Origin of the sequence: Agrobacterium pusense, assembly GCF_900102105.1 — a bacterium.
In the GTDB taxonomy this organism is placed as follows: Bacteria; Pseudomonadota; Alphaproteobacteria; order Rhizobiales; family Rhizobiaceae; genus Agrobacterium; species Agrobacterium pusense.
Window position 1 is genome coordinate 79,116 of the sequence record NZ_FNBB01000001.1, and the last position, 19,132, is coordinate 98,247.

Annotated in this window: 21 protein-coding genes; 10 read left to right on the forward strand and 11 right to left on the reverse strand. The window is 60.5% G+C overall.

Features of this window, described 5'->3' with window-relative positions; translation table 11 throughout:
• Nucleotides 1-36 precede the first annotated feature (36 nt).
• Nucleotides 37-210: a hypothetical protein gene (locus BLU28_RS00400; protein ID WP_004440709.1), complete on the forward strand. Its 174-nt coding sequence runs from the start codon at nt 37-39 to the stop codon at nt 208-210.
• Nucleotides 211-229: 19 nt separating this feature from the next.
• On the opposite strand, the gene BLU28_RS00405 is transcribed toward BLU28_RS00400, so the two are convergent.
• On the reverse strand, nt 230-1,618 hold the full coding sequence (locus BLU28_RS00405) for an MFS transporter (protein WP_175477661.1): 1,389 nt from the start codon (nt 1,616-1,618) through the stop codon (nt 230-232).
• 176 nt (nt 1,619-1,794) lie between these two features.
• On the opposite strand from BLU28_RS00405, the gene BLU28_RS00410 reads away from it, so the two are divergent.
• Both BLU28_RS00410 and BLU28_RS26230 read left to right on the forward strand, forming a co-directional pair.
• Complete coding sequence (locus tag BLU28_RS00410) at nt 1,795-2,043, forward strand: hypothetical protein (protein WP_004440706.1); 249 nt, start codon at nt 1,795-1,797, stop codon at nt 2,041-2,043.
• A 35-nt stretch (nt 2,044-2,078) separates the two neighbouring features.
• Nucleotides 2,079-2,381 carry a hypothetical protein gene (locus BLU28_RS26230; RefSeq protein WP_168247086.1) on the forward strand — a complete coding sequence of 101 codons (303 nt, stop codon included), beginning with the start codon at nt 2,079-2,081 and terminating at the stop codon, nt 2,379-2,381.
• Between the two features lie 48 nt (nt 2,382-2,429).
• Here the strand turns inward: BLU28_RS26230 and BLU28_RS00420 are convergent, their stop codons facing one another.
• From BLU28_RS00420 to BLU28_RS00450, 7 genes are all read right to left on the reverse strand, one after another.
• Nucleotides 2,430-2,630, reverse strand: a complete 201-nt coding sequence (locus BLU28_RS00420) for a heavy-metal-associated domain-containing protein (RefSeq protein ID WP_006700082.1) — start codon at nt 2,628-2,630, stop codon at nt 2,430-2,432.
• A gap of 46 nt (nt 2,631-2,676) precedes the next feature.
• Nucleotides 2,677-3,099: a Cu(I)-responsive transcriptional regulator gene (cueR, locus tag BLU28_RS00425; protein WP_077986770.1), complete on the reverse strand. Its 423-nt coding sequence runs from the start codon at nt 3,097-3,099 to the stop codon at nt 2,677-2,679.
• A complete protein-coding gene (locus BLU28_RS00430; RefSeq protein ID WP_168247085.1) occupies nt 3,096-5,681 on the reverse strand; it encodes a heavy metal translocating P-type ATPase in 2,586 nt (861 codons plus the stop codon). Before BLU28_RS00430 ends, cueR begins: the two co-directional genes overlap by 4 nt.
• A 49-nt stretch (nt 5,682-5,730) precedes the next feature.
• On the reverse strand, nt 5,731-6,111 hold the full coding sequence (locus BLU28_RS00435) for a YkvA family protein (RefSeq protein ID WP_077986769.1): 381 nt from the start codon (nt 6,109-6,111) through the stop codon (nt 5,731-5,733).
• 67 nt (nt 6,112-6,178) lie between these two features.
• Nucleotides 6,179-6,787, reverse strand: a complete 609-nt coding sequence (locus BLU28_RS00440; protein WP_077986768.1) for a class I SAM-dependent DNA methyltransferase — start codon at nt 6,785-6,787, stop codon at nt 6,179-6,181.
• 34 nt (nt 6,788-6,821) lie between these two features.
• On the reverse strand, nt 6,822-7,646 hold the full coding sequence (gene blaOXA, locus BLU28_RS00445) for a class D beta-lactamase (protein WP_037091572.1): 825 nt from the start codon (nt 7,644-7,646) through the stop codon (nt 6,822-6,824).
• Between the two features lie 170 nt (nt 7,647-7,816).
• On the reverse strand, nt 7,817-8,296 hold the full coding sequence (locus tag BLU28_RS00450; RefSeq protein ID WP_003497144.1) for a YcgN family cysteine cluster protein: 480 nt from the start codon (nt 8,294-8,296) through the stop codon (nt 7,817-7,819).
• Nucleotides 8,297-8,549: 253 nt separating this feature from the next.
• On the opposite strand from BLU28_RS00450, the gene BLU28_RS00455 reads away from it, so the two are divergent.
• From BLU28_RS00455 to BLU28_RS00465, 3 genes are all read left to right on the forward strand, one after another.
• The gene (locus BLU28_RS00455; RefSeq protein ID WP_168247084.1) at nt 8,550-10,742 is read left to right on the forward strand and encodes a transglycosylase domain-containing protein; all 2,193 of its coding nucleotides are present in this window, start codon (nt 8,550-8,552) and stop codon (nt 10,740-10,742) included.
• A 330-nt stretch (nt 10,743-11,072) separates the two neighbouring features.
• A complete protein-coding gene (locus BLU28_RS00460; protein WP_077986767.1) occupies nt 11,073-12,515 on the forward strand; it encodes an alginate export family protein in 1,443 nt (480 codons plus the stop codon).
• Between the two features lie 25 nt (nt 12,516-12,540).
• Complete coding sequence (locus BLU28_RS00465; RefSeq protein WP_168247097.1) at nt 12,541-13,836, forward strand: serine hydrolase domain-containing protein; 1,296 nt, start codon at nt 12,541-12,543, stop codon at nt 13,834-13,836.
• A gap of 244 nt (nt 13,837-14,080) precedes the next feature.
• Here the strand turns inward: BLU28_RS00465 and BLU28_RS00470 are convergent, their stop codons facing one another.
• Nucleotides 14,081-14,980: a LysR family transcriptional regulator ArgP gene (locus tag BLU28_RS00470; protein WP_077986765.1), complete on the reverse strand. Its 900-nt coding sequence runs from the start codon at nt 14,978-14,980 to the stop codon at nt 14,081-14,083.
• 100 nt (nt 14,981-15,080) lie between these two features.
• Between BLU28_RS00470 and BLU28_RS00475 the strand changes: the two genes are divergently transcribed.
• The 3 genes from BLU28_RS00475 (at nt 15,081) to BLU28_RS00485 (ending at nt 16,928) form a co-directional block, all read left to right on the forward strand.
• Nucleotides 15,081-15,689 (forward strand): LysE/ArgO family amino acid transporter, encoded by a 609-nt coding sequence (locus BLU28_RS00475; RefSeq protein WP_004440685.1) that lies wholly within the window; start codon nt 15,081-15,083, stop codon nt 15,687-15,689.
• A 110-nt stretch (nt 15,690-15,799) separates the two neighbouring features.
• Nucleotides 15,800-16,387, forward strand: a complete 588-nt coding sequence (locus BLU28_RS00480; RefSeq protein WP_004440683.1) for a DUF1214 domain-containing protein — start codon at nt 15,800-15,802, stop codon at nt 16,385-16,387.
• On the forward strand, nt 16,380-16,928 hold the full coding sequence (locus tag BLU28_RS00485; protein WP_072494166.1) for a DUF1254 domain-containing protein: 549 nt from the start codon (nt 16,380-16,382) through the stop codon (nt 16,926-16,928). Before BLU28_RS00480 ends, BLU28_RS00485 begins: the two co-directional genes overlap by 8 nt.
• Nucleotides 16,929-16,948: 20 nt before the next feature.
• Here the strand turns inward: BLU28_RS00485 and BLU28_RS00490 are convergent, their stop codons facing one another.
• Nucleotides 16,949-17,137 carry a hypothetical protein gene (locus BLU28_RS00490; RefSeq protein WP_004440680.1) on the reverse strand — a complete coding sequence of 63 codons (189 nt, stop codon included), beginning with the start codon at nt 17,135-17,137 and terminating at the stop codon, nt 16,949-16,951.
• 553 nt (nt 17,138-17,690) lie between these two features.
• Between BLU28_RS00490 and BLU28_RS00495 the strand changes: the two genes are divergently transcribed.
• Entirely contained in the window at nt 17,691-18,626 is a 936-nt protein-coding gene (locus BLU28_RS00495; RefSeq protein ID WP_222856671.1) for a DUF2336 domain-containing protein, read from the forward strand.
• Nucleotides 18,627-18,697: 71 nt separating this feature from the next.
• Here BLU28_RS00495 and BLU28_RS00500 read toward each other — a convergent pair whose 3' ends face one another.
• Entirely contained in the window at nt 18,698-19,054 is a 357-nt protein-coding gene (locus BLU28_RS00500) for a DUF1491 family protein (RefSeq protein ID WP_077986763.1), read from the reverse strand.
• Nucleotides 19,055-19,132 lie beyond the last annotated feature (78 nt).

Consider the following 19,132-nt stretch of genomic DNA (forward strand, 5'->3'; position numbering starts at 1 on the left):
AAACGCCCGAAAAATTCCGCCGAAAGGAGAAACGGCATGACCAAAATCCGCGACACCAGCGATCCCATCCTGTTTCCGACGGAAGCCAACGAGAACAAGACCGAGAAGAAGCGCGCCGGAAAGGGTATCGTCATCGTCATCGGCGCGATCGCCGTCATGGCCTTTGTGGTCTATCTGACCGCGATCACCATCGCCACTACCCAGTCCTGACCAGGCCGCGGCGCGGGCGCTAGCGCTCCCCGCCGCGCAGCGCCCTTGCCGTGAAGATCGCCAGCAGCGACACCACGACACCAAGCCCGTAAAGATATGTCATCGGCATCGTCACGTCTGCCCGATCGATTTGCGTCACGAGATCGGTCGCAGCGGCAACAGTGCCGCTTGCACCCGCACCGGCGGCGGCTCCCAGTGTCGCGACCGTGGGGAGCAGCGCGCCCGTCATCTTGCGTTCCTCCTCCGGTGCGGCTTCCATGGCCGCCTGGCTGATACCTGCCCATGACATGCCGAAAGCCGATCCTATCAGGATTTGCCCCAGCAGCATTTCGACCGAACTGCCGGTCGAAAGCCCGAGCCCGAGCAAAATGCAGCCCGGCACCATCTGATAAGGGCCGTAATGCAGGCAAACCTCGCGCAGGCGATCGGAGCGCAGGCTTCCGATCAGCATTGCCACCAGGCTCCAGGCGAGCGGCATCGTTACCACGATAAAACCGGCGAAGGTGGGTTCATGACGCCAGAGATTGATGGCGACATAGGCCAGATAGACGCTGCCGAGAGCGTGGGCGTAGGACATCAGGAACAGCACCCAGAAGCCGCTGCCGAGCACCGTCTTCAACCGAAACGAATCCTTCGGAAACAATCCAACGGAAGGCCGTGTACCGGCGCGGAGCGAGGCCCACAGGAATGCTGCACCCGCCAGCAGGGACAGGGCGCGCAGGCTCGCATCCTCGAAGGCAGAGGGAGCGGAAAACGCCAATGCGCCGACGAGGCAGAGCGCCAGCGGCACCAGCGGTCTGCGCGTCGTCACCACCGGTCGCTCGGCGGAGACGGCAATGGCGGTATAGGCCACGAGCAACAGAATCAGGGGTGCCGACAACAGGAAGGTGGCGCGCCAGGAGATATGTTCGGTTGCGAAACCGCCTGTGAGCGGGCCGATGAACGAGGCGACCGCCCAGATCGCCGCTTCGATGGCGAAGACCTTCGGCAACAGGCCGGAGCGGAAACCGGCGGGAATGAGGCTGTAGCACACGGCAACGATCAACCCGTCCGCCAGACCCTGCAAGGCGCGACCGACGACGACCCACAAGAAGTCGTCGGCGATTGCCGAAAGGATGGAACCCAGAGAAAAGATCAGGCAGCACAGCAGCAGGACCATGCGCGCGCCGAAACGTTCGCGAAACAGCACGGCGGTGACGCCGCCAGCGACGGAACCGACGAAATAAAGACTGTAGGCCCAGCTATAAAAGGCCGCTCCGCCGATTTCATTCACGGCCACCGGCAAAGCCGTGACGACCGCGAACTGGTTGAAAGCGTGCAGGCCGATACCGGAGGAGATGACGGTTAAAAGCGAGAGATTGGTCCCGCTCAACAATTCACCCCAGCCGTTTTTCTCCGTCATTTCCATACTCGTCAAAGCCGCATCCTTTCGATTTTCGCGATACGGCGGGCAAACTAGAACCTCAAGCGCCATTGAGGTCAAGACAGCTTTTTCGCGCCACTCGATCCGAAGGAATTCGCAGGCGACAGGAACCCTGCGCGTTTCCGCTCGTTTGCCGAATAACCGATAGAAAGGATACCGTCATGGACCGCAAAAAAATCCTGCCCTCGAACGAAGACGCCATGGATGAAGACCTGCTCGACCTCGACATCGACGCCCTCCCCGCCAAGGGAGAAATTCCTCAATTCATCGAGCAGGAAATCGAGGAAGAAGAGGCCGAGAGCGAGGACGACCCCTATCAAGAAAGCGACGAGGCCCTGCCCGACGATGCGGAGGAACGGGTGATCAACCGCAATCCCTCGCGCGAGGGCGGGGCGTTCGACGAGGTTTAACCGCTTGTCAGGCCGGATACGAGGCGTTTCAACATGTGGCGCTGATGATCCTGCCCACCGAAGAAGATGGCGAGAACACGCAACGTCTTCTCGCCGTCATCAACATCGAAATGAAAGATCGCCTGATTTTTTGTGACCCGACGAAGGCCGGGCAACAGTCCAGGCATGAATGTCCCGCGAAACGGTGCCTTGCCGAGGATTTGCATATCCGCCTCAATAGCGCCGATGCGCAGGACCGCCCGCTCGAATGCCTCCGGCAGCGTGTCGCCAAGGCCGCGATAGGATTGAATGAGATGGTCGCGACGGACATTGGAGTTCTGCCTTCAAAGGAAAAATGATGCTGCTCAGCAGCATATCTTTCCTTTTCATTCCAGGAACGACGTGCGTCAGCCCGCCCGTTCAGGCGAGTAACCGGCCTCGCGGATTGCTTCCTCCGCGGTTGCGGCGTCACCCGTTACCGTGAGCCTATGCGTGGAAAGATCGATATTGACGGCGGCGTCGGGGAGGACGTCCGAAAGTGCGCCGCGCAGGGTCTTTTCGCAATGGCCGCAGGTCATGTCCGGGATGAGGAAGGTGGTTGGGGTCATGATTTCTCCTATTGGTCGGCGCCGATATTTTCGCACCGGCTTTCTTTCAGTGGGCTCTGGCGGGCTTGCTGTCTGTCTTGTCGGCACCCGCGAGATCGTCGAGGATGGGGCAATCGGGCCGGTGGTCGCCGCCGCAGCAATGGGCGAGATGGGAGAGCGTTTTCACCATGCTCTTCATCTCGGCGATCTTCTGTTCGAGATCGGCGATGTGGACGAGCGCGATTTCCTTTACCGCCGAACTCTCACGGCTCTTGTCCTGCCAGAGTTTCAGCAGCGTCTCGGTTTCTTCCAATGAAAAACCGAGCGTGCGCGCCCGTTTGATGAAGCGCAGGTTGTGGACATCCTGCTCTCCATAGACGCGGTAATTATTACCGGTGCGCGCGGCGGGGGTGATAAGGCCGATCTGCTCATAATAACGGATCATCTTGGCGGAAACGCCCGATGCTTCCGACGCCTGGCCGATATTCACGATTTCACCTCCCGATGAGCGACCTTCGCCCGTTTCAACCGCAGTGCATTGGCGAGAACAAAGACGCTGGACAGCGCCATCGCCCCCGCACCGATCATCGGCGACAGCGTGATGCCGAAAGACGGATAAAGCACGCCCGCCGCAACCGGTATCAGCGCCACGTTGTAACCAAAGGCCCAGAACAGGTTTTCCTTGATGTTGCGCATGGTCGCCCGGCTCATCTCGATGGCGTTGACCGCGCCCAGAAGATCGCCGCCAACCAGGACCACGTCAGCGCTTTCGATGGCGACATCCGTGCCGGTGCCGACGGCAATGCCGATATCGGCCTCTGCCAGTGCCGGCGCGTCATTGATACCATCGCCGACGAAGGCCAGCACCTTCCCGCCTGCCCGCATCTCATGGATTGCCTTCACCTTGCCCTCGGGCAGTACTTCCGCCACCACGCGGGAAATGCCGACCTGCCGGGCTATGGCATTTGCCGTACGCTCATTGTCGCCCGTCACCATCGCCACTTCGATGCCCATCGCCTGCAACGCCTTAATGGCGGTGACACTTGACGGTTTCAGCGGATCGGCGACGGCGATCGCAGCCGCCAGCCTGCCGTCGATGGCGGCATAAAGCGGCGTCTTGCCTTCGTCGCCCAGCCTTGCGGCAGCTTCGGCGAAGACATCAACCGAATGACCCAGTTTGGCCATGTAACGATCCGCACCGACCTCGACCTTGCGGCCATTGACGGTGGCCGCGATGCCGTAACCCGTCACGCTTTCGAAGTTCTCGACGGTTGGGGGTTCAAGTCCCTCTCCCGCTACCACCCCCCGATCTTCCGCAGCCCTGACGATGGCTTCGGCAATCGGATGTTCCGAGCGATCCTCGACGGCGGCAACCAGCGCCAGCACGTCGTTATCGACAAATCCTTCCGCAACCACGAGATCGGTCAGTTCCGGGCGGCCCTTGGTGACGGTGCCGGTCTTGTCGACCACGACGATCTCAGCCGAGCGCAGTTCCTGCAGGGCCTGTCCCTTGCGGAACAGCACGCCCAGTTCCGCTGCCCGGCCGGTGCCGACCATGATGGAAGTCGGCGTGGCAAGACCCATGGCACATGGGCAGGCAATGATGAGTACGGCCACCGCATTGACCAGCGCGAATGTATAGGCAGGTTCGGGACCAAAAATCGCCCAGACGATAAAGGTCAGCACCGCAATCGCAATGACGACGGGCACGAACAGCGCGGTAACCCGGTCGACCAGCAGCTGGATCGGCAGCTTGGAGCCCTGCGCCTCCTCCACCATGCGGATGATCTGCGACAGCATGGTATCGGCGCCCACCTTGGTCGCCTTGAACTTGAAGGCCCCGGTCTTGTTGATGGTGCCGCCAACAACCGCCGCGCCAACCGTCTTTTCCACCGGCACCGGTTCGCCTGAAATCATGGATTCATCGACATAGGACGAGCCTTCAACAACTTCGCCATCCACCGCCAGCCTCTCGCCGGGACGGATGACGACGATATCGCCCATCACCAGATCGTCAGGAGAAATATCGATGGTGGCGCCATCGCGCTCTACACGGGCGGTCTTCGCCTGCAGGCTCATCAGCTTGCGGATGGCGTCTCCGGTGCGGCCGCTGGCGCGGGCTTCGAGAAGCCGTCCGGTCAGGATCAGCGTCACGATGACCGTTGCCGCTTCATAATAGACGAACTGCGCCTCTGCCGGCAGCAGGTCGGGCGCGAAGGTCGCCACGACGGAATAGAGATAGGCGGCAGTAACGCCCAGCGCCACCAGCGAGTTCATTTCCGGCGCGCCGCGCAGCAGGGCCGGAAAACCGGTCTTGAGGAAGCGCAGACCCGGTCCGAAAATCACTGCCGTCGCCAGCACGAAATAGATGTAATAGAGGTTCTGCGTGTCGATGATGCCCATCAGCCAGTGGTGCATCGGCTCATAGAGATGGCCGCCCATTTCCAGCACGAAAAGCGGTGCCGTCAGGATGGCGGCGATCGTCAGGTCGCGTTTCAGCGCACCCTCTTCGCCCGCATGGTGCATATGGTCATGGCCGCCGCTTTCACCGGCCGTCGCCATCTGGCTCTGGCCGTAGTGATGCCCCTCGTGCCTGTTGTGGGATTGATGGGCGGAATGGTCGTGCGGCTTTGGCGTCGCCAATGCAAAGCCGGCAAGTTTTGCCGTTTCCACCAGCGCGTCCCGTTCACGCCGTCCGCCGATCGTCTCCACGGCGGCCTTGCCGGCTGCGGTATCGACAGTCGCGTTAATGGTGGTTGCGACGGCTTCCAGAACGGCCTTCAACCGCGCCGCATCCGCATCGCTGTGCAGACCTTCGACGGTAAATTCATGCCGATCCGGTGCAATATCGTAACCCACCTTCTTGATGGCAGCGCCAAGCGTTTTGGCTGAGAAACCTTCAGCCGGCTCGACCGTAAGCTTCTTCGTGGCGAAGTTCACGGAACTCGACATGACGCCGGGCACCTTGGCCGCGGCCGTTTCCACCCGCCGCACGCAGGAAGCGCAGGTCATGCCTTCCACGGGAATGGAAACCGGTTGATTTGGATGGGCCTGTCTGACTGTCTCGTTCATGGGAAATCCCCTTTCGAGACCCTATGTAGGGCTTCCCATGATGGGAAGGTCAAGGGAAGAAGAAATTTTTTGCCGCAAACAAAATCGTGAACGACGCCGCCAGCCACAGGCCGATGAATATGGCAGCAGCCACGCGGCTGACGGGACGGGATTGCGCGGCCGCGGCCGTCAATCGATGCTCCGCCAGCAGTGGCGGCGGCACAAGACGCACCGCAAGGAGGATGCCGAGCGGGACGATGACCAGATCGTCGAGATAACCGATGACAGGAATGAAATCCGGGATGAGATCGATTGGTGAAAGCGCATAGGCGGCGACCAGCATCGCCACCACTTTGGCCAAAAGCGGCGTGCGTGGATCGCGTGCGGCAAGATAAAGGGCGTGAACGTCACGCTTGATGGATTTCGCCCATCGCTTGAGCTTTTCGAGCATGGGAAAGTCCCTGAAACATCCGGTCTGTCGATCCTATGCGTGATCCCCGGGGACTATGCAATGGTCTCTATGATACGATCCGCCTGGCGAAATAAATCGTTGCCCCGCCGCATTGCGGATCGTTGACGACGTGATCCAGAAGCCGGAATCCATGCGTGGCCAAAAGGCTTTCGTAATCTTCACGCGCGAGGCTGGCGTGATAAAGTGGCTTGCCCTGAAGGGTACCGATTGCTTCGCCTTGCACTGGCCCGGCAGTGAACATCAGGGCCGCACCTTCATTGGCATGCTGGCGGAAGATACCGAACATCCGGCGCTGATCCTCGGGACACAGGTGAAAAAAGCTGTGCCAGGCAATCAGCCCATCGAAACGGCGGCCGAGGGCCAGTTCGCGCATATCGGCAACCACCCAGAGTTTTTCCGGAAAGCGGCTGCGGCAAAGTTCGATCAGCGGCAGCGACGCATCGATGCCCGTGAGGTCATAACCGTTGGCAATCAAATAGCCAGCGATCGGCTCACCCGAACCGCAGCCGATATCGAGAATGGAGCCGCCATCGGGCAATAGCGAGGTGAACCTGTCCAGCCAGGGTTTTTCAACAAGGGAGCGGCCGCGCTGATTGTCAAAATCAGCACCGTGCTTGGTATAGAGCTTGATGACATCGCGAGAGGCATCCGACATATGCTGATGTCCTTTCCCGTGTGAGGGCCGTCGCCTACCGATGCACCGCCAGCCGCGGGATATCGCGCAGGAAGGCATCGCGCACGGCTGGGCCGAGCGGCTCGTTTGACGGCTTGTCGGAAACACGCAGCCTTGCGAAGACGATGTGCTGGCCTTCACGCTCCGCCCAGCCGACGAACCAGCCGAAGGGGCGGTTGCGGTCGGGATTGCCCTTTTCGTCACGCATGTAGCCGGTTCCGGTCTTGCCGTGCACGGCCCAGCTTTCCGGCGCATCGAAGACCGGTACGATGGCGCGCGTCTTGGCCTGCGCATCGCGGGAGAAAGGAAGATTGCCGGCAAGCAACCGGCGAAGGAAACCGACCTGCTCCACCGGCGAGATGGTGAGCGACGCCCCCAGCCAGGAATGGGTGAGTCCATTGTTCTTGCCAGGCTCGCCCGATACATCGGCATTGCCGTAACCGAGACGCTTCACATAGGCGGCGAATTTTTCCGGGCCGAGGCGGCGGGTGATCTCGCGCGAATACCACAGCACCGAATCCTGCTCCCAGATGGTCGGGTCGACCGTCTTGCGGTCGGCGGCGCGCGCCTCCGTGCCAGGTTTCCAGTCCCAGGCGGGCGATTTTTCATCCTGGAGAATACCGGCATCGTAACCGATCAGCGCCAGCGGCACCTTGAAGGTGGAGGCTGGCGCCACCCGCTGGTCGCAGGCGCCCTGCTGGTTGATGATGGCGCCGGTCTCGATTGATGTGACCAGCGTGCATTCGAAGGCCTGGGGCTGTTGCTGGGCGTCAGCGGAAAACGGCAGGAGCCCCGGAAGGGCAAGGCATGAAAGAAAGATGGCGGGCAGCCGGTAGCGCATGCGTTTTGATGTCCCTCGTCCGCTTTTGCGGATCAATTGCCGGAATGGCCGGAAGCTGTCTTTGATTTCAGACAAGTCATAGCCCGAAACCGTGACACGTTTTCGGATGACATGCCTTTAGGAGGCTGATGGGGCAGGAATAGGACCAAACCGAAAATTGCCGTTTTTCATCACGTCCGCTCCTTTTCTCCCGCCCTTTCGCCGACCGTCAGCGGCCAGTCGACCACATAATCCTCGAAGTCGTCAACATCCACATCGGCCTCGCTGACGGTGCGGCCGCGCGCGGAAATGCCGGCCTGATGCACTGTTTCGGTATCGCCGGAGACGAGATAATGCCACCAGTAGAGATCCTTGCCATCGCGCACCAGCGCATAGGCGCAGGTGGGCGGCAGCCAGCCGATCTCGTGAACCTTCTTCAGGTCAAGCTGGATACAATCAGGCACGGTGGCACGGCGGTTCTCGTAATCCGAGCATCGACAGCTCTCGCCGTCGAGCAGCACGCAGCGGACGGAGGTGAACACCACTTCGCCGGTGTCCCAGTCCTCCAGCTTGTTGAGACAGCACAATCCGCAGCCGTCGCACAGGCTTTCCCATTCCTCGCCGGTCATCTCGGTCAGCGATTTGGTTTTCCAGAACGGCGCGTCATTCATCGTTAACATTTCCGTTTCATTTTGATCTCTTGGACGGGAGTGTTTAACCGGTCCCTAATCCTTTATATCGTATCGCCAAGGGCTGGTTTGTACGATATTTTAGCATATTGGCAGGCGGCGAAGGGGTCATTGGCCCGCGAAAGGCCGCCACGTCAAGCACTTCCGACATAACCATGCCACGGTTTTGCGTCGGGAATGGGTTGAAGCGCAGAATATCGACGGTCGCATTGCCTTAAACAGGAAATATCGCCAGGTGCAGGAAGAAAAAGACGATAAAAAAGGCCGTAAAAAACGGCATATCCTGCTCCGGATCGATAGCTTCATCGACTCCGGCCTGTGGACGGCTGCGGCAAGGCTGGTGGATTTCTGGGAAGATATCACCATCGCCTCCCGCAAGCTGCATGTCCGCGGCTGGAAGAAGCTCCTCGTCAATCTCACCTGCGACGCGCTAACCTTTGGAACGGCGGGATCGGTCGTGCTTCTGGCGCTTGCCATGCCCGCTTTCGAGGAAACCAAAAAGGACTGGCGTTATCGCGGTGACTTCGCAGTCACCTTCCTCGACCGATACGGCAACACCATCGGTCATCGCGGCATCATCCATGAAGACAGCGTGCCGATCGACCAGATGCCTGATCATTTCATCAAGGCGGTGCTGGCGACCGAGGACCGGCGCTTTTTCGACCATTTCGGTATCGATTTCATCGGCCTTGCCCGCGCCATGAGCGAAAACGCCCGCGCCGGCGGCGTGGTGCAGGGCGGCTCGACGCTGACGCAGCAGCTCGCCAAGAACCTCTTCCTCACCAATGAACGCTCGCTGGAGCGCAAGATCAAGGAAGCCTTCCTCGCGCTGTGGCTCGAGACCAACATGTCGAAGAAGGAAATTTTGAGCCTTTATCTCGACCGCGCCTATATGGGCGGCGGCACCTTTGGTGCTGCTGCGGCCGCGCAGTTTTATTTCGGCAAGACCCTCACCGACGTGACGCTTTCGGAATCCGCCATTCTGGCCGGGCTTTTCAAAGCGCCCGCGAAATATGCACCGCATGTCAACCTTCCGGCGGCGCGTGCCCGCGCCAACACCGTGCTTTCCAACCTCGTGCAGAGCGGGCTGATGACCGAGGGGCAGGTGGTCGGCGCGCGCCGCAACCCCGCCACCGTCATCGACCGCGAAGACGTGAAGGCGCCGGATTATTTCCTCGACTGGGCTTTTGACGAAGTGCAGCGGCTGGCCGCCGCGGGCAAGTTCAAGGATCACACCGTCGTCGTCCGCACCACCATCGACACCGGCCTGCAGCAGGCGGCCGAACAGGCGATGGAAATGGGCCTGCGCGAACTGGGCGAAGGGTATCGCGTCAAGCAGGGCGCGATGGTGATGATCGAAAATGGCGGTGGCGTGCGTGCCATGGTGGGCGGCCGCGACTATGGCGAAAGCCAGTTCAACCGCGCCACGGCGGCACTACGCCAGCCGGGTTCCTCCTTCAAGGTCTATACCTATTCGGCCGCCATGGAAAAAGGCATGAAGCCGGAAACGCTGATTTCCGACGCGCCGGTAACATGGCGCGGCTGGTCGCCGCAGAATTACGGCCGCTCCTATGCGGGTAAGGTGACGCTGCAGATGGCGCTCGCCAAGTCCTACAATACCGTGCCGGTCCGGCTCGCCAAGGACGTGCTCGGCACGCAGGTCATCGTCGATACCGCCAAGGCGATGGGTGTCGCCACGCCGCTGCGCAGCGACAAGACCATCCCGCTCGGCACATCGGAAGTGACGGTACTGGATCAGGCCACCGCCTATGCCGTTTTCCCGGCTGACGGCATGCAGTCGCGCCGCCACGGCATCGAGCAGGTGCTGGATTACGAGGGCAATGTTCTCTACGATTTCAGCCATGACGAGCCGCCCGCCAAACGCGTGCTGTCCGTAGACGCCAATTCGAAGATGAACCAGATGCTGGTGACCATTCCCGTGATGGGTACGGCGCGGCGCGGTGCGCTTGACAATGGCATCGTTTCCGGCGGCAAGACCGGCACTTCACAGGCCTATCGCGATGCCTGGTATGTGGGCTTTACCGGCAACTACACCACCGCCGTCTGGTTCGGTAACGACGATTTCACGCCGATGAACAACATGACCGGCGGTGCGCTGCCCGCCATGACCTTCAAGCGGCTGATGGACTATGCCCATCAGGGCATGGAGCTGCGCCCCATCCCCGGCATCCAGAACCCGCTGCCGACCGGCGCCCGACCGCAGCCTTCTGCGGAAGTGGCAGCCGCAGCCAGCAGCACACCCGCCCTGCCGGCCCTCACCCGTCCCCGTTCGCTCTCGGCCGAGGCGACACGTGTAATCCGCTCCATCGGGCGGAAGATGAAGGAAGCCACGGCGCTGAATGTGACGACGCAGAAGGTGGCGGATGCCGCCATCCGAGATAGCAAAGACGAAGCCGCGCGGCGTTAGGGCGTTTCGGGATACTTATAAGGTATCGTGAGACTTTAGAAGGAATAACAGGCGGAATCCTGCACGTTTAAACAATCTCTGGTTGCCTCCATGACCGGGATGGTCGATCTGCCATCGACGAAAATGAGGTGCGAAACCAATCCAGGCTTCTCCTGCCTGCGAATAATATAATAGTATTTTACGCAAGCTGCCTTTATCCGAGCCTTTAAAGACGTAATATTCCTCAATATTGTTTCTACACTCCAAGATTGAATGGACCTAGCCAGTCAATTCATGTCTAAGTGGGTGCGGTTATCTCTTGTGCGATAACAGCGCGCCCCGGAGGACGGCATGAATGATGCGGCGGAAACGCGCGCGGCGGCGGTTGCTCTCCTCGCCGGACTGTGGTTTGCAGCGGATGCGGCACATGCGCAGGACCCCATGCTGCTGATCGACGAGCCGGGTTTTGAATTGCGCCTGTATTTTCAAGCCGGCATCAATGCCGTTGCCGAACAGAACCTGTTCTGGAACTTTGCCGATCGATTTGCGCCGGACGCCGGCTTCGACAGCGACACGCGCTGGCTTGAGGGCTATTTGATGCCCGGCATCGGTTTTACCGCCGACGCCGGCGACCGGCTTCAGGTCTATGGAAAAATCTCGGCCGTTGCCTCCGGCACGCTCGGCACCGACGCCTTCGATGCCGGTGGCACGGGCGCCGTGACACTCGAAGACGGCTATCTCGGCCTGCGCTCGAAGGCGGAGAGCGGCCCGTTCTTCGATATCTCCCTGGGGCCGCGTCCGTTCAAGACGGGAACGGGCATGCTGATTGCCAATGGCGGATCAAGCGGTTTTGAGCGTGGTGCGTTGAAACTAGGGCCGAGAAAGGCTTGGGAGCAGGCGGCGATCCTCCGGCTCGGCAAGGATGACCTGACGGCCACGGCCTTTTTCATCGACGCGAATGAATTATCCGACAAGGACAGCGGGACGAAGATCGTGGGAGCGGATCTGCGTTATGAACCGCAAGAGGGTCGATATTTCGGCGTTACCTTCGGCCATGTGCCGGAATCCGGCTCGCCTTACCCTCGGGCAGCGGCTGGCGGCATCGGCGCGCCGGTCATCATGCCGGGTGCGCGCGAGGGCTTGAGCTTCATCAACGCCTATACCCGTACCAATCCGTTCGACGCGTCATTGCCGGGATTTTTCATCGGCGGCGATATCGCCTATCAATGGAATCCCGACATCGACCTTGCAGCCTGGGGCGGCCGCGCCCAGATCGGCTATGCTTTCGAAGATGTTTCATGGATGCCGACGATCGCCTACAGCTTTCAGACCTTCTCCGGCGACGATCCTTCAACCTCGCGTCTCGAACGCTTCGATCCGCTGTATTACGAGGGCAATCCGAGCGCATGGTCGACGGGCACGAAGTCCTCGATGATGTTTCTCAATTCCAACGTCAATGCCCATCAGATCAGCCTGCAGGTGAAGCCAACGCAGGCCGATACATGGACGCTGCGTTACGCGCATATCCGCGCCAACGAGTTGGATAGCCCTATCCAGTTTGGACAGGGCACGCGGCTCGACGACATCGACGGCACGCCCACCCCGGTTGCGGGCGTCGGTAACCGCCATCTCGCCGATGATCTCTATCTGGAATATTCGCGCATCATCAATGCCAATACCTATCTCACCGCCGGCGTCAGCATTTCATTCCCTGGCAGGGGCATGGATTCCCTGACAGCAGAGCATTCGCCGAACTGGCTTGGAGGTTTCGTCAATGTCATCGTCAATTTCTAGAACCCTGCCCGTCCTTCTTGCAGCCATGGTGCCTGTTCTGGCCTACCCCTATGCCGCTGCCAGTCAGCAAGCCGCGCCGCTTTCAGCCGAGCAGTCGGACCCGCTGAAGCTCGGCTGGATGCAGGGCTTTCCGCCGCCGGAAGACAAGATCATCCGCTTTTCGGACAGCGACTATTTCAATTTTCCGAAATTGCGCTGGACAGTGTGTCACTTCCGCCAGCTGATGCCGACGGTCAATGTCAGCCGTGGGCTCGGCGCGCCAGCGGCCCTTGAGCGCAAGCCCGACCCCGCCATCGACGCCGTGACCTTCCGCCCGACCGGCGGTGAGCAGGACATGACCTGGCTGCAATCGCTATCGGCCAACTATACCGATGGCATCGTCGTGCTGCACAAGGGAGTGCTTGTCTATGAGCGCTACTCCGGCTGCCTCAACGATACGGGGCAGCACGGGGCGATGTCGGTAACGAAATCGCTGACCGGGCTTCTGGGCGAGATGCTGGTTGCCGAAGGGACGCTGGACGAGAATGCCAAAGTCGCGACCGTCGTTCCCGAACTTGAAAAAAGCGCGTTCGGCGATGCGACGATCCGGCAGGTGCTGGATATGACGACCGGCCTGCGTTACAGCGAGGACTACGCCGATCCTAATGCCGACGTATGGACATATTCCGCCGCTGGCAATCCGCTTCCCAAGCCCGAGGGTTACGAAGGCCCTCGCAGCTATTTCGACTATCTGAGGACGGTGGTGAAGCAGGGAGAACACGGTTCCGCCTTCGGGTACAAGACGATCAACAGCGATGCGCTTGGCTGGATCATTGCCCGCGCCTCGGGAAAATCGGTGGCAAAGCTGCTTTCCGAGCGCATCTGGAGCCGGATGGGCGCCGAACAGGACGCCTATTACACCGTCGATTCCACCGGCACGCCTTTTGCTGGCGGCGGGCTGAATGCCGGCCTGCGCGACATGGCGCGCATCGGCCAGCTGCTACTGGACGGCGGTATGATGGGCGGCGAGCGGCTCATTCCCCAAAAGGCGATCGACACCATCCGTCAAGGCGGCGACAAGGCGGTTTTCGCAAAAGGCGGATATCCGGCGCTGCAGGGTTGGAGCTATCGCGCCATGTGGTGGGTCACCCACAATGCCAACGGCGCTTTCATGGCGCGTGGGGTGCACGGCCAGGCGATCTATGTCGATCCCGCGGCCGACATGGTCATCGCACGGTTCTCGTCGCATCCTGTTGCCAGCAACGCCGCCAACGATGCGACATCCTTGCCAGCTTATGAGGCTGTGGCCCGTTATTTGATGGAACGGGCGGGGAAGCAGTGAGGGCAGAGCGGTGAAGTCGGGGCGAATCGACTGAAGTTTTCCGTCGGAGTGTGTGGCTCACCCCCCTCTGTCCTGCCGGACATCTCCCCCACAAGGAGGGAGATCGGCAAGACGCTCTACCGCCACTTCAATCTCAAACGTTGAGATGGGCGAGACCTGGCCTCGGGTCGATCTCCCCCCTTGAGGGGGAGATGTCCGGCAGGACAGAGGGGGGTAAGCCGCAAGCTCCACGCTCCGCGATGCCTCACACCAACAACGTCGCCCTAGCCGTCCCCACCACCATATCTGTCAACCCCGCCAGCCTTTCCGCCGCAAGCCGGTTAACCTGCCAATAGAGCGGGATATCGAGCGGCGTGCCGGGAACGACCTCCATCAGCCGCCCTGCCTGCAAATGCTCCCCCACCAATTGAACCGGATTGAGCCCCCAGCCCATGCCGGCAAGGCTCGCCTTCACAAATCCATCGGTCGAAGGCAACCAGTGCGTCGGGTAGACAATGTCTTCACCCAGCACCTCCCTTACCCAGCTCGCCTGCAGCCGGTCCTTCTGGTTGAAGGTCAAGCCCGGCGCGCAGGCGAGCGTCGCTGATGTTACTCCTTCGGCAAAATGGCGGGTCATGAAATCCGGGCTGGCGGTGGCGTGGTAACGCAGCACGCCCAGCGGCGTTACCCGGCAGCCCTGCACCGGCTTGTTATGGGCGGTCACGGCGGCGAGCACCCTGCCCGCGCGCAGCCATTCCACCGTGTGATCCTGATCGTCGACGGCGATATTAACGAGATAATCGCTGCTACCGGTGAATTTCGACACCGCATCCAGAAACCATGTGCCCAGGCTGTCGGCATTGGTGGCGATGTTGAGCGTCACCCGCTCCTGCGCCGCTCCCGCTTCCGCCAAGGCCGGTAGCTGGCGGAACAATTCGCTTTCCAGCATGCCGACGTGATCCATGTGACGGCAGAGCCACTCACCCTTTTCCGTTGCAACGCAGGGGTTACCGCGCACGATCAACACCACGCCCAGCCGCTCCTCCAGTTGCTTGATACGCTGGGAAACGGCCGATGGCGTGACATGCAGTGCCTGCGCCGCCTTTTCAAAGCTGCCGGTCTGAACAACCAGCGCCGCAGCGCGCATTGCGGGATAGTCCAACATTAGTAGCTCTTATCCTGACTGAGATTGTTTAATTTGATTAATCTGTCATGGGGAAATATCCAAGCCCTGCTTCATATCATTTCGACAAAGAGCGGTAGGCGTGGACATCCAGATCTTCTTTACCGGCCTCACCATGGGCCTCAGTCTCATCGTCGCCATCGGCGCGCAGAATGCCTTTGTGCTGAAACAGGGGCTGGCGCGCTCGCATGTGTTTGCCGTCTGCGCCACCTGTGCGATATCGGACGCGCTGCTGATCACCGTCGGCGTGTTCGGTTTCCAGCGGATCAGCGCCATCATGCCGGCGCTTGATCCCATCATGCGTTATGCCGGCGCCGCCTTCCTCATCTGGTATGGTGCCAAAAGCCTGCACTCGGCTTTGCGTTCGTCGGAAGCGCTGTCAGTGGCCGAGCGACGGGAAGCGAGCCTGTGGCAGACGCTGGCCATCTGCCTGGCCCTCACCTTCCTCAATCCGCACGTCTATCTCGACACGGTCGTGCTGCTCGGCACGATTTCCACGCAGTTTCCCGGCTTTGAAAAGACCTTTGCCGCAGGGGCGGCCACCGGCTCGCTGCTGTTCTTCTTTTCGCTGGGCTACGGAGCGCGCTGGCTGCGACCGATCTTCGAAAAACCTTCCGCCTGGCGCATCCTCGAAGGCGTCATCGCCATCACCATGTGGGCCATCGCCTTCAAGCTCGTCATGGGCGCATAGGCCAGGAATTTCGCGCTCCAGTCACTTTCACGAGGACTAAACAAGCCGCGCCATTTTCCAAACAGGGAATCAGTGATAGTCCTCGACCTGTTCATAAACGGGAAAACAGCGTGTTCCGAGTTCCATTCCTTGTCGGCATCGCCCTTCTGATCGCCTTTGGCGGCGGTATTGCCGCAACGCTCGCGGCGCTTGAAGCGACCTCCGGTTTCGGTTCGATCCGCATCGGTTCCTGGGACGCGTTTCCGGAAGCGCAGACGATCGAGGCCGATCCTTATGCCAAGTCGCACCGCGCTGACGCCGGCAAGCTGCTTTACGGAACGGCGGAGGGGCTGGCCTTCACCGCGTCCGTCGACAGCGAGGGCCAGCGCCTGAGCGGCGAATGCCGCTACCGGCTGGCCGGGGCTGTGCCACCAGCACGTTTCTGGACGCTTTACACCGCCGATCAACAGGGCAATGTGCTGGCTGAGGATGCCGGACGGCCATTCGCGCTCAATTCCCGCACGCTTCTGCGCAGCGCCGATGGCGGCATAGACATCACCATTGCTCCGGATGCCCAGACCTATAACTGGCTCGCGGTGCCTCAGGGACAGACCTTCAAGCTCGTCCTGACCCTGCTCGACACGCCTGTGGCCGGCAGTTCCGGCCTGATCGACATTTCCATGCCGCAGATCCGCAAGCTGGGGTGTGGCAATGCTTAGGGTCCTGCTCGCCATCGTCACCGGTCTCGTCGGCGCGGCCGTGCTGCATGTCATCATTCTCCTGGCGATACCGCACTTCAGCAATCGCGACGCCTATACGCGGGCAGTGGCGGAAGGAAAACCGCACCTGTTCCATCTGCTTGAAGAAACGACGGAAAAAAAGACGCTGGGCAGCGGCGATCCCTTCATGCGGGTGGCCGTATGCACCTTCAATATTGAGGAACAGCCGATCCGGCTGACCGCCGTCGGGGCCGTGCCCTTCTGGTCCGTGGCGGTTTACGACAAGGCCTCGAACGAGGTGTTCAGCATGAATGACCGCACATCCGCCGCCGGCGTCATGGATATTCTGGTGGCAGATGCGGTGCAGATCGCCGCCATTCGCAAGGCGCAACCGCCCGCGCTTTCACAGGCAATTCTGGCGGAATCGGATCAGACGGAAGGATATGTGGTTTTGAGGACCCTCGTACCGCAGCCGAGTTTCGGCGAAGAGGCGGAACGGTTCCTGAATGAGGCAAAGTGCCAGCCGACGCCGTGGAAATAACGGCGGCTTATTTTTATTAATCAGGATTTCAAGGCGGTTTCCGGTGCGGATTTGCCCTTGCGCGCAACCTTGCCTGCCGGCTCGCTGTCGCGTTTCTCATAACGAACGCCGGTGAACAGAACCACTTTCGCGGGGCCGATCATCGTGCTGACCACGCCTGCGGGACGCAGGCTTCGTCGGGCGTCAACAAGTGGAATAATGTCTGCCATGCTCTTCTCCTCTTCGGGAGTCAATGTTGCCCATGGGAACCGCGCAAGCCTCGTCTTGCGTCGGGAATTTCATCACCATCACATTGCGCATAATCCAGCCCACAGGCTGGTTTTCGCATATCCCTGAAAACCATCGCGGGTTTTAACGCTGGGCTATGCGGACATTCAGGCATCAGACGCCGGTTCGGCTCTTATTCCGGATTTCAGAATAACATGGAATCCTAATACTGCCCATGAAATTACAAACAGACAGAGGTTAATGATCCGTTAACCCTAATGACCGGGTGGCGTTTTCTCCTTTGCCGAGCCACACCCGTTGAAAACAAAGGCGAGGCCGCAAAGTTCCGCGGCATTTTCCCCACCACACGATTTTAAAATTTGCCTGTTGATATTGGCGGTTTCTCTCTTGGCGGCACCCATAGTTAACAGGACGTCAACGGATTTGCTCTAAATTGAACCGATATTGTGTTTGCGTTTGTTGGGTAGTGCGTTGACCGACCGGTTTCGAGAACTTGAGAGGCCAAGAGCCGTGAGGAAGAAAGATGTGGTGCTGATGGCCACCGTGACGAACTTCGAGAATGTTCCTCTTCCGTCAAAAACGGATCTCCGGCAATTCGCCGAACTTTTCATGCCGCTTTTTAATGCCTCCACCGATGAAGCCAAGCGGGAGGCAATTGCCGCCCTTTCGCAGCACCCGAACGTGCCTTCCGCGGTTGCCTTCTTCATTGCCTGCCAGCCGATTTCGCTTGCGGCCCCTTTCCTCATTGCCTCGAAGTGCCTCGACGACGACACGCTCATCACCATTGCCCGCACGCAAGGGGCCGCCCACGCACGCGCCATCGTCCGGCGGGAGAACCTCTCCCCCACCGTCATCGACGCGCTCGTGGGCCTGCGGCACATCGAAGACCTCAAGCGACCGCAAGAGGAAACGCCTGCCACTGAACCGCCGGCAGCGGTGAGCATCGAAGCGCCGAAGGCGGAAGTGAAGACGGACAACATCGCCGCGGCTTCCGCGCTCGAAGAGGAAATGCGCCAGCGGATCAAGCAGATGGCGCGCCATCTCAACCGCCCGGAAAGCGATGTCCTCGGCCTTCGCCGCCTCAGCGAAGTGCAGGACGCGCTGCTGGTGCGTTTCGCCCGCGAACGCAATGCGCGGCAGTTCGCGGTGGCGCTGGCGGATTCCCTCTCCTCCAGCTACTGGCTGTCGGAGCGCATCATGCTCGATATATCGGGCGCGCAGCTTGCCACCACGCTGACCGGCCTCGGCATGGAATTTTCCGAGGCGGCCTTCGTCTTGCAGTGCTTCTATCCGCACCTTTCCGCCGCGGAAGGCGATATGAGCCGGGCGGAAGCCCTGCTTGACCGTCTCAACACCGTGGAATGCGAAGAGCGGCTGGAAAGCTGGCGGCGGGCCGACAGCTATACCCATGGCCGCGAACGGCCGAGCCGTAGCGCACCGGCTGCGCAGAGAACCGGGACGCAGGGTTAAGCGGGCTGGCCTGCATCTTCAGTAGTGCGAGGTCATTCGCGGATGGAGAACCGGATTCCACTTCCCTGGTTCTAGGTTTTGGGCTGATCCACCAGCGTCAGCAACGTTCCGATGTCATCGGTTTCGATCTCCACGACCCACAGGTCGCTGTCGAACCGCCGCTCCCTTTCCAGCAGGGCAGCACTTTCCTCGCCCTCGACACCGGCCAGACGCGTTTCGAAACGGCGCTCGGCGCGGATGATGTCCTCGTCCTCAGCGAAACTTTGCGGGGCGGGTCCATAGAGGTTCTCGCGGCCGTCACGCAGCCGCTGGCGAACGAAGATAGCGCCCGCCTCCTCCGCACCCTTCTTTTCGACAGCGGCAAATCCACCGGCAGCGAAGACGCGGCGGATGAGGGCTGAGACGAACATTTCGGATTTGAGGCGCATGGGTTTGCTTTCGATTTTTGCGCTGCCTAGGTGGGTGGGGTTTCGATGTTGATTTTTAAGCTGACGAAGGTGTGCGTG